Source organism: Sphingomonas sp. (genome assembly GCF_035555815.1).
Classification (GTDB): Bacteria; Pseudomonadota; Alphaproteobacteria; order Sphingomonadales; family Sphingomonadaceae; genus Sphingomonas.
Genome location: NZ_DATMGG010000050.1, coordinates 1 through 15,589, shown reverse-complemented (window position 1 = coordinate 15,589; position 15,589 = coordinate 1). Strand labels below are relative to the sequence as shown.

The 15,589-nt window shown below is 62.1% G+C and carries 12 protein-coding genes and 1 pseudogene; 12 read left to right on the top strand and 1 reads right to left on the bottom strand.

From position 1 onward, the window contains the following. Positions 1-38 precede the first annotated feature (38 nt). From VNR91_RS02845 to dacB, 3 genes are read left to right on the top strand one after another with little or no spacing between them, the layout of a single operon-like run. Positions 39-1,628, top strand: coding sequence for an N-acyl-D-amino-acid deacylase family protein (locus VNR91_RS02845; protein ID WP_325489277.1), 1,590 nt, complete (start codon positions 39-41; stop codon positions 1,626-1,628). Beyond that, positions 1,628-2,869, top strand: a complete 1,242-nt coding sequence (locus VNR91_RS02840; RefSeq protein WP_325489276.1) for a dicarboxylate/amino acid:cation symporter — start codon at positions 1,628-1,630, stop codon at positions 2,867-2,869. Before VNR91_RS02845 ends, VNR91_RS02840 begins: the two co-directional genes overlap by 1 nt. Beyond that, positions 2,835-4,301: a D-alanyl-D-alanine carboxypeptidase/D-alanyl-D-alanine endopeptidase gene (gene dacB / locus VNR91_RS02835; protein ID WP_325489275.1), complete on the top strand. Its 1,467-nt coding sequence runs from the start codon at positions 2,835-2,837 to the stop codon at positions 4,299-4,301. Before VNR91_RS02840 ends, dacB begins: the two co-directional genes overlap by 35 nt. A 154-nt stretch (positions 4,302-4,455) precedes the next feature. Here the strand turns inward: dacB and VNR91_RS02830 are convergent. Further along, positions 4,456-4,869, bottom strand: a pseudogene (locus VNR91_RS02830) (IS5 family transposase); the annotation flags it as partial. A 900-nt stretch (positions 4,870-5,769) separates the two neighbouring features. Here VNR91_RS02830 and VNR91_RS02825 point away from each other — a divergent pair. From VNR91_RS02825 to VNR91_RS02785, 9 genes are all read left to right on the top strand, one after another. After that, the gene (locus VNR91_RS02825; protein WP_325489274.1) at positions 5,770-6,024 is read left to right on the top strand and encodes an antitoxin; all 255 of its coding nucleotides are present in this window, start codon (positions 5,770-5,772) and stop codon (positions 6,022-6,024) included. Beyond that, positions 6,021-6,332 (top strand): type II toxin-antitoxin system RelE/ParE family toxin, encoded by a 312-nt coding sequence (locus VNR91_RS02820; protein WP_325489273.1) that lies wholly within the window; start codon positions 6,021-6,023, stop codon positions 6,330-6,332. Before VNR91_RS02825 ends, VNR91_RS02820 begins: the two co-directional genes overlap by 4 nt. A gap of 106 nt (positions 6,333-6,438) precedes the next feature. Continuing rightward, a complete protein-coding gene (gene hsdR, locus VNR91_RS02815) occupies positions 6,439-9,816 on the top strand; it encodes a type I restriction-modification system endonuclease (protein WP_325489272.1) in 3,378 nt (1,125 codons plus the stop codon). Next, entirely contained in the window at positions 9,817-11,283 is a 1,467-nt protein-coding gene (locus VNR91_RS02810; RefSeq protein WP_325489271.1) for an N-6 DNA methylase, read from the top strand. Next, the gene (locus tag VNR91_RS02805) at positions 11,280-12,749 is read left to right on the top strand and encodes a restriction endonuclease subunit S (protein ID WP_325489270.1); all 1,470 of its coding nucleotides are present in this window, start codon (positions 11,280-11,282) and stop codon (positions 12,747-12,749) included. Before VNR91_RS02810 ends, VNR91_RS02805 begins: the two co-directional genes overlap by 4 nt. 308 nt (positions 12,750-13,057) lie before the next feature. Next, positions 13,058-14,176: a site-specific integrase gene (locus VNR91_RS02800; protein ID WP_325489269.1), complete on the top strand. Its 1,119-nt coding sequence runs from the start codon at positions 13,058-13,060 to the stop codon at positions 14,174-14,176. Continuing rightward, a complete protein-coding gene (locus tag VNR91_RS02795; RefSeq protein WP_325489268.1) occupies positions 14,160-14,825 on the top strand; it encodes a hypothetical protein in 666 nt (221 codons plus the stop codon). The genes VNR91_RS02800 and VNR91_RS02795 overlap by 17 nt, the downstream gene beginning before the upstream one ends. Before the next feature lie 42 nt (positions 14,826-14,867). Then, positions 14,868-15,062 carry a helix-turn-helix transcriptional regulator gene (locus VNR91_RS02790; RefSeq protein ID WP_325489267.1) on the top strand — a complete coding sequence of 65 codons (195 nt, stop codon included), beginning with the start codon at positions 14,868-14,870 and terminating at the stop codon, positions 15,060-15,062. Beyond that, positions 15,062-15,589: DNA-primase RepB domain-containing protein (locus VNR91_RS02785; protein WP_325489266.1), on the top strand; the 528-nt coding region annotated here is incomplete at its 3' end. The genes VNR91_RS02790 and VNR91_RS02785, both read left to right, overlap by 1 nt.

The following is a 15,589-nucleotide window of genomic DNA, read 5'->3' as shown; positions in this document are numbered from 1 at the left end:
CGCTTGACCGCCTGCGCAAGCTCCGAAAGGATGCACCGATGCGGGGAACCTACACGAGACGCGCGATCGGCCGGCTGGCCGCCACCGGGGCGATCATGGCGACGGTGGTCGGCGCGGCGCCGGGAAAGATCTATCGCGTCGACCTGGTGATCCGGGGCGGCACGATCTTCACCGGCAGCGCGGAGCCGTTCACCGGCGATGTCGCGATCAAGGGCGACCACATCGTCGACGTCGGGCCACACCTGAATGTCGCGCCCGTACGCACGATCGATGCCAGGGGCATGATCGTCGCGCCCGGCTTCATCGATCCGCACACCCATGCCGGCGACATGCTGGCCAATCCGGACGCGCGGACGCGGTTGGTGCTGCCGTTCCTGATGCAGGGCGTGACGACCGCGTTCATCGGCAACGACGGCGGCGGCGACCCTGATGTCGCGGCGACGCTGGCGCGGGCACGGACCAGCCCGGTCGGCATCAACTACGCCACCTATGTCGGCTTTGGTCCGGTGCGCGAGAAGGTGATCGGCGAAGCGCGCCGCGACCCGACCGACGCCGAGTTGACGCGGATGAAATCGCTGGTCGCCACCGCGATGTGCCAGGGCGCGATCGGCTTTTCCACCGGCCTGTTCTACGCGCCGCAAAGCTTCTCGAAGACGCCGGAAGTGGTGGCGCTGGCGCGTGAGGCAGGCGCGCGCGGCGGTGTCTACGACAGTCATATCCGCGACGAATCGAGCTATACCGTCGGGCTCGCGGCCGCGATCGACGAAGCGATCGAGATCGGACGCGCGGCCGGGATGCCCGCGCACATCAGCCACATCAAGGCGCTGGGCGTCGACGTCGAGGGCACCGCACCGGCGATCATCGCCAAGGTCGACGCGGCGCGCCGGGCCGGTCAGAACGTTACCGCCAGCCAATATCCGTGGTCGGCGTCGGGGACCAGCCTGGTCGCGTCGCTGATGCCGCTGTGGGCGCAGGACGGCGGGCGGCAGGCGTTGCTGCGCCGCTTCGACGATCGCTCGCTTCAGGAGCGGCTCGCCAAGGACATCACCGAAAACCTGCGCAAGCGCGGTGGCCCGGAAAAGCTGCTGATCACCGAGGGCGCCGAAAAGGGGCGCACGCTGGCGCAGGTCGCGGCACGGCTGAAACAAAACCCGGTCGCGGCGGCGATCACCACCATCCGGGTCCAGGATCCCGGCGTCGTCTCGTTCAACCAGAGCGAGCGCGACATCGCCGCCTTCATGCGCCAGCCGTGGGTGATGACCGGTTCCGACGCGTCGCCCGGCCACCCGCGCGTCTACGGCACGTTCGCGCGCAAATACGACAAGTACGTGAAGCAGGACCATGTCCTGACGCTGCGCGCGTTCATCGAACGCAGCACGTCGCTGACCGCGGACACCTTTGGCCTGGCCGGGCGCGGGCATCTGCGCGCCGGCGCCTTCGCCGACGTCGTCGTGTTCGATCCCAAGACGTTTGCGTCGCGCGCGACCTATGACCAGCCCGAACTGTTCGCGTCGGGTGTGCGGACGGTGATCGTCAACGGGCGGATCGCGATCGACAATGGGAAGACGACCGGCGTCGCCGCCGGTCGCGCGCTATACCATGTGACGCCCAAGGGAAGTTGCGCGTGATGCGCGCCTGGTTTGCGATCGCGCTGTGGAAGCGCGTTCTGGGCGGGCTGGCGCTTGGCCTGCTGTTCGCGCTGATATGGCCCAGCGCGACGCCGTCGGTCGCGTTCATCGGGGAGTTGTTCGTCCGCGCCATCCGGATGCTGGTCGCGCCGATCGTGCTGGTGACGATCGCGTCCGGGATCACCACGCTGGCCGATCCCAAGCGGCTGGGCACGCTGGGCGGCCGCACCGTCGGGCTGTTCGCGCTGACAACCTTCGTCGGCGTGTCGGTGGGGATGTTGGTCGCGACGATCATCCAGCCGGGCGTCGGCGCACCGCTGGGCACGGCGACCGCGCACGCGCTGGGGCCGGCGGTGACGCCCTATCAGCAATTGATCGGCATCATCCCGCTCAACATCGTCGAAGCGTTGGCCAAGGGCGACATGCTCGCGCTGATCTTCGTCGCGATCATGGTCGGTGTCGGCACCGTGCTGGCCGGGGATGCGGGCCGGCCGCTGGCGGCGGTGCTGCAATCGATGTCGGCGGTGCTGCTGCGCATCGTCGGGCTGGTGATGGAGGCGACCCCGTTCGGCGTGTTCGCGTTGATCGCCAACGCCGTCGCCGCAAACGGCGCGGCGGTGTTCGTCAACATCGGCTGGCTGGCGATCGCGGTGGTGGTGGGATCGCTGATCCAGATGGCGGTGGTGCACAGCCTGGTGCTGCGCCTGCTCGCGCGGTTGCCGGTGCTGCCGTTCTTTCGCGGCATCATCGATGCGCTGGCGATCGCCTTTTCCACCGCCTCCAGCGGCGCGACGCTGCCGGTGGCGATGCGCGTCGCGGGCGACAATCTGGGCGTCGGTCGATCGGTCTATTCGACGGTGCTGCCGCTGGGCGCCAGCATCGGCAAGGACGGGACGGCGATGTACGTCGGGCTGCTCAGCCTGTTCGCATTGCAGGCGTTCGGCGTGCCGATGACGCTCACCGTCTATGCGATGGTGCTGCTGACCGGCGCGCTGGCGTCGTTCGGCACCGCGCCCGTGCCGTCGGCGTCGCTGTTCATGCTGGCGGCGGTGCTGTCGGCGGTCGGGGTGTCGCCGGAACAGACCGCGCTGGTGGTCGGCTTCGTGCTGCCGTTCGACCGGCTGCTCGACATGACCCGCACCGTCCCCAGCGCCAGCGCGAATCTGGTGGTGGCGACCACCGTCGCGCGCTGGGAAGGAGAGCTTGATGAAGCCGTCTATCGCTCAGCGGACGACCGCTAGCCTCATCTTCTCGCTGGCGCTGGCCACCGCCGCCCCCGCCGTGGCGGCGGACCCGCCCGCGCTGCCCGAACGGGTCGCCGCGATGCTGCGCGACCAGCAGGGCCCCGGCACGCGCTTCGGCCTGGTGGTGGCGACGCTGGAAGGGCGCGAGATCGTCGCGCTGGCGCCCGACGATCGCTTCGTCCCCGCCTCGAACACCAAGATCTACACCACCGCGCTGGCGTTCGCGCGGATGCCGGCGATCGACCAGCCCGACGCCACCGGCGGCGCGGCGGTGCGGCTGGAAGGCGGCGACGTCATCCTGGAAGGCAATGGCGACGCGCGCCTGTCGAGCGCGCCCGATTGCAAGGTCGATTGCCTGGCGACGCTGGCCGATGCCGTGGCGGCGGCGACGCGGCGCGTGGGCGATGTGATCGGCGACGACACGCTGTTCCCCGACGAACGCTGGGGTCCGGGGATGAGCTGGAACAACATCGGTTCGCGTTCGGGCACCGCCATCTCCGCACTGACGATCGACGACAATGAACTGGCGATCGAGGTCCGTCCCGGCAAGGCGGGGCAGCCGGCGCTGGTGTCGGGCTTTCCCTATTATACGATCGACAACCGGGTGACGACGGTGCCGTCGGGCGGAAAGACCGCGATCCGGTTTGCGCGCGCGGTCAACGCACGGGCAATGGTGATCGATGGGACGATCGCCGTCGGCGACACGCACACGCTGCGCCTGGGCATCGACGATCCCGCCGATTTCGCCGCGTCGCGGCTGAAGGCGTTGCTGATCGAGCGCGGCGTGACGGTAAAGGGGCGTGTGGACGTGCGCCACCGCCCGCTCGCGCCCGCCGACGATCCGGCGATCCGGGGCGCGGCGCCCGCCGCCGCCGCGCCGCTGCCGGTGCCGCTCGCCCGGCTGACGCCGCCCCCGCTGGCGGAAGACCTCACGCTGACCAACAAGGTCAGCCAGAACCTCCACGCCGATCTGTTGCTGCGCCGGGTCTCGCGCATCGCCGGCAGCGGATCGATCGCCGACGGACAGGTGGCGATGCGGGCGATGCTGACCGGCATCGGCGTGCCGCGCTGGTCCTATGATCTCTCCGACGGATCGGGGATGTCGAACTACAATCGCGTCACCCCGCGCGCGACGGTGGCGCTGCTGCGCTGGACGACACAGCAGCCATGGGGTGCGGCGTTCCGCGCCACGCTTCCGGTCGGCGGGGTCGACGGGACGCTGTCGCGCCGGTTCAAGGGCACCCCGCTGGAGGGCAGGGTGTTCGCCAAGACCGGCACGCTCAACCAGGCCAATGCGGTGGCCGGCTTCCTCACCGCCGCCAGCGGCCAGACGCTGGTGTTCGCCGCCTATGCGAACGACATGCCCGACGATGCATCGGCAACCAGGGCGGTCGACGCCGCGCTCAACCTGATCGCCGCGGAGAATTAGAGCGTTTTCTGAACGGGCTGAACCGAAGGACTGGTGGCGGGTCGCCAGACGCTACGAACGTGCCCAACCGCCGTCTTTTCCGCCATCGCCTTCGCTGCCAGCGTCATATTCTGGCTCTGATCAGCAAGTCTTGACCCTTAGGCTGAATCGACATTCAGTACCAGAATGAGAGCGCGGCGAGGTGAAGGCTGGCAAGGTAGTTTTGAGGGATTCTGTCGTATCTGGTTGCGATGCGGCGGAGTTGCTTGAGCCTGCCGATGGTTCGCTCGATGCGGTTTCTGAGCTTGTACTTGACGGGATCGAACGCCCGTTTGCGGGGCATGCAGGTGCGTTGCGGGATGATCGGCTGCGCGCCTGTGGCCTCGATGTGGTCGAGGATGGCATGGCCGTCATAGGCTTTGTCGGCGATAACATGAACGGCATCGAGGCCGCTCAGCAACGGGATGGCGGACCGCGCGTCGCTAGCGTTGCCGCCGGTGAGAATAAAGCGGACGGGACGGCCGAACGTGTCGACCGCGATGTGCCACTTGGTGGTCAGTCCCCCTCGGGAGCGCCCCAGAGCCTGGTCGCAGCGGGGGTAGGCGACACCTCCTTCCGCCCTGACGCTGGCAGCACCCTACGCCTTCGGGCGTGGGGTGCTGCCACGATATACTGCTAACGAACCCCGTTGCTGCAAGCATCGTATCATGAGACGTTGCTTCGATGATTATGTCCCGAGCACTGCCGCTGGTCGTGATGAGCACGGCAATCTTTCTAGGAAGCTGCGCTACACCGCCGAAGCTTAGCTCAACGGAACGCCAGATGTGCGTGGCCGGCGGAGGATATGAGAGCCGCAGCGCTTTCGGCTACCCCATCTGTCAAATGCGCTTCACCGACGGCGGAAAAACGTGCACCGGCAGCGCCGATTGTCAGGGGCGATGCCTCTTGAGCGTCGATGGTGACCCGCAAACACGTCTCCCGGAACCAGGCCAGACAGCGATGGGGGTCTGCGATGCGACGCGATACAATCCCGGATGCTTCGCGACTATTGAAGGAGGCAAGGTCACGGCCGAGGGAGCGTGGTGCGAGGAGTAGAGAACCCCGCATTCTTACACTGCTCTTACACGACATTCGTGGCAGCATGTAGGAGCGATCCCCGTATGGGGTAAGTAGCTGTAATTATTGTGGAATTTGGTGGACGCACTAGGGCTCGAACCTAGGACCCGCTGATTAAGAGTTTCACTAAGTGTCTGATTTTACTGTATTATTCTGTTCGATCTTGTAGCGTAACGCATTGGCAATGCGAATCTTTGGTGTAGTGATGCGTTCGGATCGATTTCACTCTGTTTCATTCAATTGCACGCGTCTGATGCCCTAAAAATGCCTTGTTTGGATAGCTGCAAAGCGAGGCTTGGGAGCGCCATATCGACGGGTTACCACAAATGCACATTTGTGGTAATGTGGGGATCGAGCGATATGCGAGGTTCCCATGAGTCGACTGACCATAGATATTACCGACCAGCAGCACCAAAGTCTAAAAGCCTTGGCGGCATTGCAGGGCAAGACGATCAAGCAATATGCCATTGAGCGCCTGTTTTCCGCCGATGCGGGGGAAGATTCAGCGTGGCAGGAATTGAAAACTCTGCTGGGCCAACGGATCGCCGAAGGCTTGGCGGGCAGCGTGTCCACCAAGAGCGTTGATGCCATCGTTGATGAAGAGCTGGGCCGGGATAGCCGCGCTTGACCGTCGGCTATGTTCTGTCGGCGGCGGCGGAAGCCGATCTGCGCGACGTTATCCGCTATACGCGCAAGCAATGGGGTGATGCGCAGACCCGCAGCTATGTTGCCAAGCTGCAAGCGGGTATGGAAAGCGTCGCGGCGGGCGAGGGCTTCTTCAAAGACATGTCGGCGCTCTATCAGGGTTTGCGGATGGTCCGTTGCGAGCATCACTATATCTTCTGCCTGCCGCGCGATGATGCGCCCGCCCTTGTGGTGGCCATTTTTCATGAGCGTATGGACCTAATGGTGCGACTGGCGGCGCGATTGGAATAAATCCCCGCGCCGAATTTCACAGTTATGGTGTCGTTCCTTTTGCGTGACCTATTGAAGGCAAAGACATTTTTAAAGTGATCGGCTAGGAGGTTCAGGCGGGGGGCGAATGGAATCACTTAACTTCGACTTTCTGGCCAAGCACGACGGGCGTTTGGTAACGCTGGGAGGGCTCGCGGAACGCTATTTCCGCGACGATCCCTCGACGGCGATCGTCAAGTTGCGCCAGTTCGCCGAGTTGATGACTAAGCTGGTAGCCGCCCATCACGCCGTATACCGCGACGAGCGGGAGAGCTTTGAGGAAACGCTGCGGCGGCTGTCCTATGACCGGCTCATTCCGAAAGAAGCCGCGGACATTTTCCATGCGCTCCGCAAGGCGGGCAACACCGCCGTGCATGAAGTAAAGGGCAATCATGCCACTGCACTGACCGCGCTCAAATTCGCTTGGTCCCTCGGCATCTGGTTTCATCGGACATACGGACGGGACGCGGCCTTTTCTGCTGGCGCGTTCGTTCCGCCGCCCGAACCGGTCGATGCCACAGCCGCGCTCCGCGAAGAAATCGAAGCGCTCCGCCACAAGGTCGCGGACACCGAAGATGCTGCAACGCGTGCTCGCCGGGAAGCGGAGGAACACGCCCGTGCGCGTGAGGCAAGTGAGGAACGGCTGAAACGCGAAGCCGAAGAGCGGGCGACGTGGGAAGCATTGGCGCAGGAGGTCGAGGCCGAAAAGGCCGCCATTGCGGAAAAGCTTGCAGCGCTACAGGCCACGGCGGAAGCTGCCCCACGCATGGAGCTTGTATCCCTCGTTGAGCTGGGGGAGCAGGCCGCCGCCAAAATCGATCTGGACGAGGCGGAAACCCGCGCCCTTATCGATCAGCAGCTTCGCGATCGTGGGTGGGAGGTCGACACCGGCTCGCTGCGTTACAGTGCCGGTGTGCGTCCAGCCAAGGGCCGCAACATGGCAATTGCGGAATGGCCGACGGCAAGCGGGCCAGCCGACTATGCTCTGTTCGTCGGGACCACGCTGGTCGGCGTCGTGGAGGCCAAGCGGCGGCGCAAGAATGTGTCGGCGGCGATCGACCAGGCCGAACGCTACTCGGCGGGGATCAAAGACAGCGCCGATTTCGCATTTGCTGGTGGGCCTTGGGGCGACCACAAGGTGCCTTTCGTGTTCGCCGCCAACGGCCGCTCATACCTGAAGCAAATCGAAACCGAGAGCGGCATCTGGTTCCGCGATACGCGCCGTGCCGCCAATCATCGCCGTGCGCTGGTCGATTGGCCGACGCCCGATGGCCTGTCGGGCTTGTTGGAGGTCGATCAGGATGCCGCTGACGCCGTATTGAAGGCACAGCCTTTCGAGTTCGGCTTCCCGCTGCGCCATTATCAGGAAAGTGCCATCCGTGCGGTGGAAAAGGCGCTGTCGGCCGAACAGCGTACTATGCTCATCGCGATGGCCACGGGCACCGGCAAGACCAAGCTCGCCATTGCGATGCTTTATCGTCTGCTGTCGGCCAAGCGGTTCCGCCGTATCTGCTTCGTCGTCGATCGCAGCGCGCTTGGCGATCAGACCGAAGGGGAATTTTCGACCACAAAGGTGGTGTCCGGCAAGACCTTCGCTGAAATCTTCGGGTTGAAGGGGCTGGGCGATGTCGCGCCCGATGTCGAAACCAAGGTCCATATCTGCACCATTCAGGGTCTTGTGAAGCGCGTGCTGTTTGCCGCCGATACGTCTGAGGCACCGCCCGTCGATCAATATGACCTGATGGTGATCGACGAATGCCACCGGGGCTATCTGCTCGACCGTGAGATGTCAGACGCCGAATTGAGCTTCCGGGGGCAGGATGACTACATCTCCAAATATCGCCGAGTGCTCGACTATTTCGATGCGGTGAAGGTTGGCCTTACCGCCACCCCCGCGTTGCACACCACGGAAATCTTCGGCGATCCGATCTTCAAATATTCCTATCGCGAAGCGGTGATCGATGGATTCCTGATCGATCACGAGCCGCCAATCCGCATCGAAACCGCCTTGGCGCGCGCCGGGATCAAGTTCGAGAAGGATGAAGAGCTTCCCCTGCTGAACACCCGCACCGGCGAAGTCGATCTCGCTCATGCACCCGACGAAATCCGGTTCGAGGTCGAGGCGTTCAACAAGCAGGTCATCACCCCGGAATTCAACCGTGTGGTGGCCGAGGAACTGGCGCGGCACATCGATCCGGCGCTTCCCGGAAAGACGTTGATCTTTGCCGCGACAGATGCTCATGCGGATATCGTGGTCGGCGCGATCAAGAAGGCGTTTGCCGAAGCCTATGGCGAAATCGACGATGCGTCGGTCAAGAAGATCACCGGCAGCGTGGACCGGGTGAAGAACCTGATCCGGTCGTTCCGCAACGATGCCAATCCGCAGATCGTGGTCACGGTCGATCTGCTCACCACCGGCATTGACGTCCCCAAGATTACCAATCTTGTGTTCCTGCGCCGGGTCAACAGCCGCATCCTCTATGAACAGATGATCGGACGCGCGACGCGCCGCTGCGATGAGATCGGCAAGGAGGTGTTCCGCATCTTCGACGCGGTGGACCTCTATCCGCATCTCCAGAACCTGACCGACATGAAGCCAGTCGTGGTCAACCCGTCGATCAGCTTTGCACAGCTTGTCCGTGAGATGACCGAGGCGTCCGACGATGCCCAGCGCGAGACGATCCGCGAACAGCTTGCCGTGAAGCTGCGCCGCCGCCTCAATAAGCTCACTGACGAAGCCCGCCAGCAGTTCGAGTCGGTTGCAGGCGAAACGCCGGAAGCGATGCTGCAACGTGTGCTGTCCGGCGATGCTCCCGGCCTTGCCGCATGGTTGAAGGATCGCGCTGCGATCGGGCCGATCCTCGATTGGGAGGCCGATGGCGACAATCCGCGCTTCGTGCCGATCTCGCATCACGATGATGAGATCATCGGCGTGACGCGCGGCTATGGCGAGGCGGAGAAACCGGAAGATTTCCTCGATAGCTTCGCGGCCTTTGTGCGCGACAATGTGAACAAGATCGCTGCGTTGAAGCTCGTTGTCCAACGTCCACGTGATTTGACCCGCGCCGACCTCAAGGAACTGCGCCTTGCGCTCGACCGCGAGGGCTATTCCGATGCCAATCTGCGCCGTGCCTGGGCCGATGCGAAGAATGAGGATATCGCCGCATCGATCATCGGTTTCGTGAGGCAGGCGGCACTCGGCGATCCGCTGGTGCCGTATGACGATCGGGTGCGCGCGGCCATGCGAGCGATCATGTCCAGCCGCCAATGGACCGAACCGCAAAAGCGCTGGCTGAACCGGATCGGGGAGCAGATCGCGAAAGAGATCGTGGTGGACCGCGAAGCCATCGACAAGGAGCCGTTTGTCGCCGATGGCGGCTTTAATCGCCTCAATAAGGTGTTCGGCGGGGAGCTTGAAAGCATCCTTGCCGGTATCAACGAAGAACTGTGGAAGAAGACCGCCTAAATGACCACGACCACCGATATCGTCGCCAAGCTCTGGGGCCTCTGCAACGTCCTGCGCGACGATGGGGTCACCTATAACGAATATGTCACTGAACTGACCTTCCTTCTGTTCCTCAAGATGCTGGAGGAAACTGGCAAGGAAGATCGCCTGCCGGAGGGCTATCGCTGGGGCATCCTCGCCAAGCGTGAGGGGATGGAACAGCTTGATTACTACAAAGCCATGCTGCTCGAACTCGGCAAGGCGAAGGATGGGCTGGTCAGCGCCATTTTCACCGATGCGCAAACCCGGCTCCGCAAGCCGACCAATCTCAAGGCGCTCACCTCCAACATCGACCAGCTCGATTGGTTTTCGGCCCGCGAAGAGGGCTTGGGCAACCTCTATGAAGGGCTATTGGAGAAGAATGCTTCCGACAAGAAATCGGGCGCAGGCCAGTATTTTACGCCGCGTCCGCTGATCGATTGCATCGTGCGGTTGATGCAACCGCAGCCGGGGGAGATTGTGCAGGACCCGGCGGCGGGAACGGCGGGTTTCCTCGTCGCGGCTGATCGCTACATCAAGGATCACACCGACGACCTCTATAAGCTGCCGGAGGCGCAAGCCTTCTTCCAGCGGCACAACGCATTCGCAGGGGCAGAGCTGGTGCCCGATACGCATCGCCTGTGCATGATGAACCTGCTGCTGCACGGCATCGAAGGCGGCGTCGAGAATATCGATACATTGTCGCCCGATGGCGAGGCGCTGCCGAAAGCCAATCTCATCCTGACCAATCCGCCGTTCGGCACTAAGAAGGGCGGCGGTCGTCCGACCCGATCAGACTTCTCGATCGCCGCCGACACGTCGAACAAGCAGCTTGCCTTCGTCGAGCATATCGTCCGCGCGCTGGAGCCGGGCGGCCGCGCCGCTGTCGTGGTACCGGATAATGTGCTGTTTGAGGACAACACAGGTCGCCGCCTGCGCACATGGCTGATGGACCTGTGCGACCTCCACACGGTCCTTCGTCTGCCGACCGGCATTTTCTACGCCCAGGGCGTCAAGACTAACGTGCTGTTCTTCCAGCGCGGCAAGAATGACAAGGGCAACACCAAGGCTGTTTGGGTTTATGATATGCGGGCGAACATGCCTGCTTTCGGTAAGACCCGCCCTTTAACCGTTGCCGATTTCGCTGATTTCGAGGTCGTATATGGTTCCGATCCCAATGGGGGGACTGAGCGGCAGGATCAGGGCGAGGACAGCCGCTGGCGCAAGTTCGATCGGGAGGTCGTCGCTGGTCGCAACGACAATCTCGATATCACCTGGCTGCGTGATACCGAGGCGGAAGCCGAGGAGGCGTTGACCGAGCCGGAGGATATCGCTGCCGCCATCATCGGGCACCTTAAAGCCGCGCTAGAGGAGATTGAAACGCTTTCGGAGGAACTGGAGCCGGATAGTGTTGAGGAGGCCGTTGCCATCGCGGAGGCAGCGGAATGAACCATTTGCCACATGGGTGGGCAGAAACCACCCTCGATGATTTGGCGGAGATTAATCCCGGCCGCCTTGGTGATGTTGCTGCCGATACGCATATCTCGTTTGTACCGATGCCCGCAGTCAGCGACACCGAAGGGGAAATAGTCAGTCCCTCGATCCGGCCGTTTGCCGAAGTATCGAAGGGCTACACTCAATTCCGCGACGGAGATGTGATCTTCGCTAAGATCACGCCTTGCATGGAAAACGGGAAGATCGCAGTAGCGCGCGGCCTAGAAAATGGCATGGCTTGCGGTTCAACTGAATTTCATGTGGTGCGGCCCTTAGGGGACATCTCGCCGGACTTTATATGGCGCTACCTCCGGCAAAAATCGTTTCGGAACGACGCCGAAGCATTGATGACAGGGGCCGTTGGTCAACGGCGCGTGCCTGCCAACTTCCTAAAAGAACAAACGTTCGCTCTTCCTCCACTCCCCGAACAGCGGCGGATCGTGGCGAAGATCGACAGCTTAACCGGGAAATCCAAACGCGCCCGAGACCACCTCGACCACATCCCGCGCCTCGTCGAGAAATACAAACAAGCCGTCCTCGCCGCCGCCTTCCGGGGCGACTTGACGCGGGATTGGCGCGAGCAGAATCGTTCAGCTAGCTGGAGCAATAATGAACTGGCCTCGCTCAAAGCCCAGCGAGAGGCTTATCTGAATGCCCGGCGGGGCTCGCGGCTGCATGTCAATCGTGCGGTGGGTGCACTTCCAGTACCAACTGGCTGGTTCGATGCTCAGCTTGCCGATGTTGGCCGTCTGCAAGTTGGTTATGCCTACAAAAGCAAGTGGTATGCACCAGATGGCGTTCGACTGTTGAGAGGTGCGAACATCGCCCCCGGCAAGATCACATGGGATGACGAAGCTCGGCTACCTGTAGAGCTAGCAGAGGAATATCGGGCGTATAGCCTTGATGCGGGAGATATCGTGATCGCAATGGATCGCCCGGTAATCTCTTCTGGCTTGAAGGTCGCGCGAATTGAGGCACAGGACGCCGGATGCTTGCTTGTCCAGCGTGTGGCGCGATACGCGCCCTCAGAACTGGTTGAGCCAGATTATGTCTGGCACCTCATCAATAGCCAGCACTTCATCGAGCATGCTGTTACGCAGGCGACCGGAAGCGACCTGCCACACATTAGCTCGAATGATATTCTGACAACTCCTATACCGCTTCCATGTCTAGCGGAACAGCGGGAAATCGCTCGACGTGTTACCGTGGCGTTTTCATGGATCGATCGCCTCGCCGCCGACGCGACCAGCGCCCGCAAGTTGATTGACCATCTCGATCAGACCATTCTCGCCAAAGCCTTCCAGGGTGAGCTGGTGCCACAAGACCCAGCCGACGAACCCGCCACCATCCTGCTGGAACGCATTAGGGCAGAGCGTACCGCCGCACCCAAACCGAAGCGCGGTCGTAGAAAGGCGGCATGAGAGGGGCATTCGACAACATTACAGCCGGGAGATTCCCGACCATTGCCAGAAATCACGAAATTACGTGACTCTGAAAACCAAGAAATAGTGTCGCGGAAGGTGGTGCGTGCAACTGCATGGGCTTTCGATCCAATAGACCCCCCGGTCGATTGCGGATTATAGGCATTGTTGAATTCTGTGTCAGGATGAACTTTTCCGCATCATGCTGTCCACGGCAGATTATTTCTTTGAGAAATACGGAAATCGGTGATTATTAGGTTGCCATCGAAAGGATGGCGACCGTGCGAAGAGTATTATCGAACAGGTTCTTGGAAACGGCGAAGGCAGGCGTGAAGCGGGTTGATATCCGTGATGCGAGTTTCCCCGGCTTCGGCGTGAGGATCACGACGCGGGGGCGAAAGACCTTCGTCTACAACTATCGCTGGGGTCTCGAACAGCGCCGCGAAGTCCTTGGCACATACCCCGCAACACCGCTGGCGAAAGCCCGCGAGAAGGCGATGGATATCCTGCGGCTGATCGAGGAAGGGGTTGACCCGACCCAACAGCGGCGACGGACGATCACCAGCGTCGAAGAGGCGGTCGCGGATTTCATTCGCAGTTATGCCAAGCCTCGCAACAAGAGCTACCAAGCCGCCGAACGCATCCTGAACCGCGAACTGGTCTCCGTCCTTGGCCAGCGTGATATCCGGTCGATCACGAAGGTGGATATATTGGGGATCGTGGATGCGGCCAGCGAACGCGGCGCGCTCTATCAGGCGAATCGTATCCACGCCCACACGCGCAAATTCCTGAACTGGAGCGCGCAGCGGGGCTTGATCGACGCCAATCCGATCCTCGGGATCAGCGCACCCAGCCGGGAGCGCGCCCGCGACAGGGTTTTGTCGGATGATGAGGTCGCGCGCATCGTGAAGGCTTCGAAGGCGGAGCCGTTCCCTTTCGGCCCGTTCGTCCTGCTCCTGCTCGCCACCGCCCAACGTCGCGGCGAGCTAGCGGAAATGCGCTGGAGCCACATCGATCGCGATGCGGCGGTGTGGGAGATACCGGCGGAATATTCGAAGAACGGCAAGGCGAACACCGTGCCGCTGACGCCATTCGCCATGCGTGTTCTCGATGCGGTGCCGGTGTTCGACGCCTGCGACCTTGTGTTCAGTACCAACCGCCGAACGCCCGTCAGCGGGTTTTCGAAGATGCTGCGGCGCATTTCGGAAGAGTCGAGCACATCGGGCTGGCGGCTGCATGACCTTCGCCGCACGGCGGCCTCAGGCATGGCGCGGGCGGGCGTTGCGCCGCACATCGTCGAGAAAGTCCTGAACCACATCAGCGGGGAGATTTCCGGGGTGGCTGCGGTTTACAACCGATATGGCTATACCGACGAGAAGCGCGTCGCGCTGGAGAAATGGGGAGCGTTCCTTGAACAAATTGCCTGATATTTCGGCGGGGCCAGCATCGTTTGGCGACTATCTGTGTCTTGCGGACGCCACCGACCTGATTGGGTCGAAGCTGATTGACGACTGGCGACGTACCGATCTTGATGAGCTTGGGAAACCCCGTGCAGAGGCGAACAACGTTGCGGCATGGGATCGTGCAGAGACAGCCAGCAAGCGCATTTTTGAATGGCTGGTCGGAGGCCGCCTTCGCGCCTTTGGACAGGACGATGAGGGCGCTTATACCGATCTGGACCGGCAGCGGCTCTCCAAGCCGTTTTTCCGCATTGATATCCCTCGAAGCCAGTTCACATGGGCGCCCGAGGAATGGGACGTTCTCTTCATCGGGCGCTCCGATTTGACGCGATTCCTCGACACATTGCGTCCGTCGACCGCGCGCAAGTCGGTCACACATGACTGGCGTGAAATCTGCTGCCTTGCGTGGCAACTTGCCCTTGATGATCTAACGTTACGCAAGCCAAGCGCGCTGGTCGCCGCCGTGCAGGATCACTACCACCTGATGCATGACCAGCATCCTGACGAAAAGGACCTGAGAGACTTGGCGCGAATTATCATCGGCCATTTGGGAAACCGCACCCTGTCAAGGGAGGTTTCTGAGCCGGAAACACCCCCGGAACAAGCATTCGAATAGGTATATCTGCCTTGGCTCCATTCGATGAAAGGAGCCAAAAATATGCAAAATCCACTGGTTATCGACACCGACGGCTTGCGCTGCCGGTGCGGCATTCGTGTCGCGAGGTCCACGCTTCACGCCTGGGAGAAAAAGGGCCTTTTTCCTCGCCGCTTCCGCATTGGTCAGAAAGTCTATTGGAATCTACGGGAAGTCGAAGAACATCTCGCCCGCCTCGCCAAGGAGGCACGGCGGTGATGCCGTGGCGCTACCGGCCGCTGACGACCGGCAAACAAAGTCGCGCCGCCACTGAGGCGGCAATCCGGTTCCTTGTGGACCTGTGGGATTATGAACCCCGCGCCTACACCTTCATCGCCACCCGTCGTGGCGATCGTTGGCGCGATCACGCGATCAGGGGCGACAGGGGTGCAAAACTCGCGGCGATCATTGCGGCACATCCTGCCGATCGCTTCGACATCTATTTTTGTCCCAACGCCTTTGCAGGACCGCACAGGCGCATGGCGCTCGCATTGCCTAGCCGGTGTGCGTGGTGCGATATCGATGATGCCGATCCCGATGCCTACGACCCTCAGCCCAACATCTTGTGGGCGACATCGCCGGGCCGATTTCAGGGTATTTGGCTATGGCGCGAGGTTTCGCCAGGCGACATCGCCGAGCAAATATCGCGCAACATCTGGGCGAAGGACGGGGGTGACAAAGGCGGCTGGTCGGTCACCAAAATGCTGCGGCTTCCGGGCACCATCAACCACAAGCCGCAATATCGG

Bases quoted from the DNA above. Each gene is read 5' to 3' on its own strand.
- VNR91_RS02845 (WP_325489277.1), top strand. From the start codon at position 39: ATGCGGGGAACCTACACGAGACGCGCGATCGGCCGGCTGGCCGCCACC.
- VNR91_RS02840 (WP_325489276.1), top strand. From the start codon at position 1,628: ATGCGCGCCTGGTTTGCGATCGCGCTGTGGAAGCGCGTTCTGGGCGGG.
- dacB (WP_325489275.1), top strand. From the start codon at position 2,835: ATGAAGCCGTCTATCGCTCAGCGGACGACCGCTAGCCTCATCTTCTCG.
- VNR91_RS02825 (WP_325489274.1), top strand. From the start codon at position 5,770: ATGAGTCGACTGACCATAGATATTACCGACCAGCAGCACCAAAGTCTA.
- hsdR (WP_325489272.1), top strand. From the start codon at position 6,439: ATGGAATCACTTAACTTCGACTTTCTGGCCAAGCACGACGGGCGTTTG.
- VNR91_RS02810 (WP_325489271.1), top strand. From the start codon at position 9,817: ATGACCACGACCACCGATATCGTCGCCAAGCTCTGGGGCCTCTGCAAC.
- VNR91_RS02805 (WP_325489270.1), top strand. From the start codon at position 11,280: ATGAACCATTTGCCACATGGGTGGGCAGAAACCACCCTCGATGATTTG.
- VNR91_RS02790 (WP_325489267.1), top strand. From the start codon at position 14,868: ATGCAAAATCCACTGGTTATCGACACCGACGGCTTGCGCTGCCGGTGC.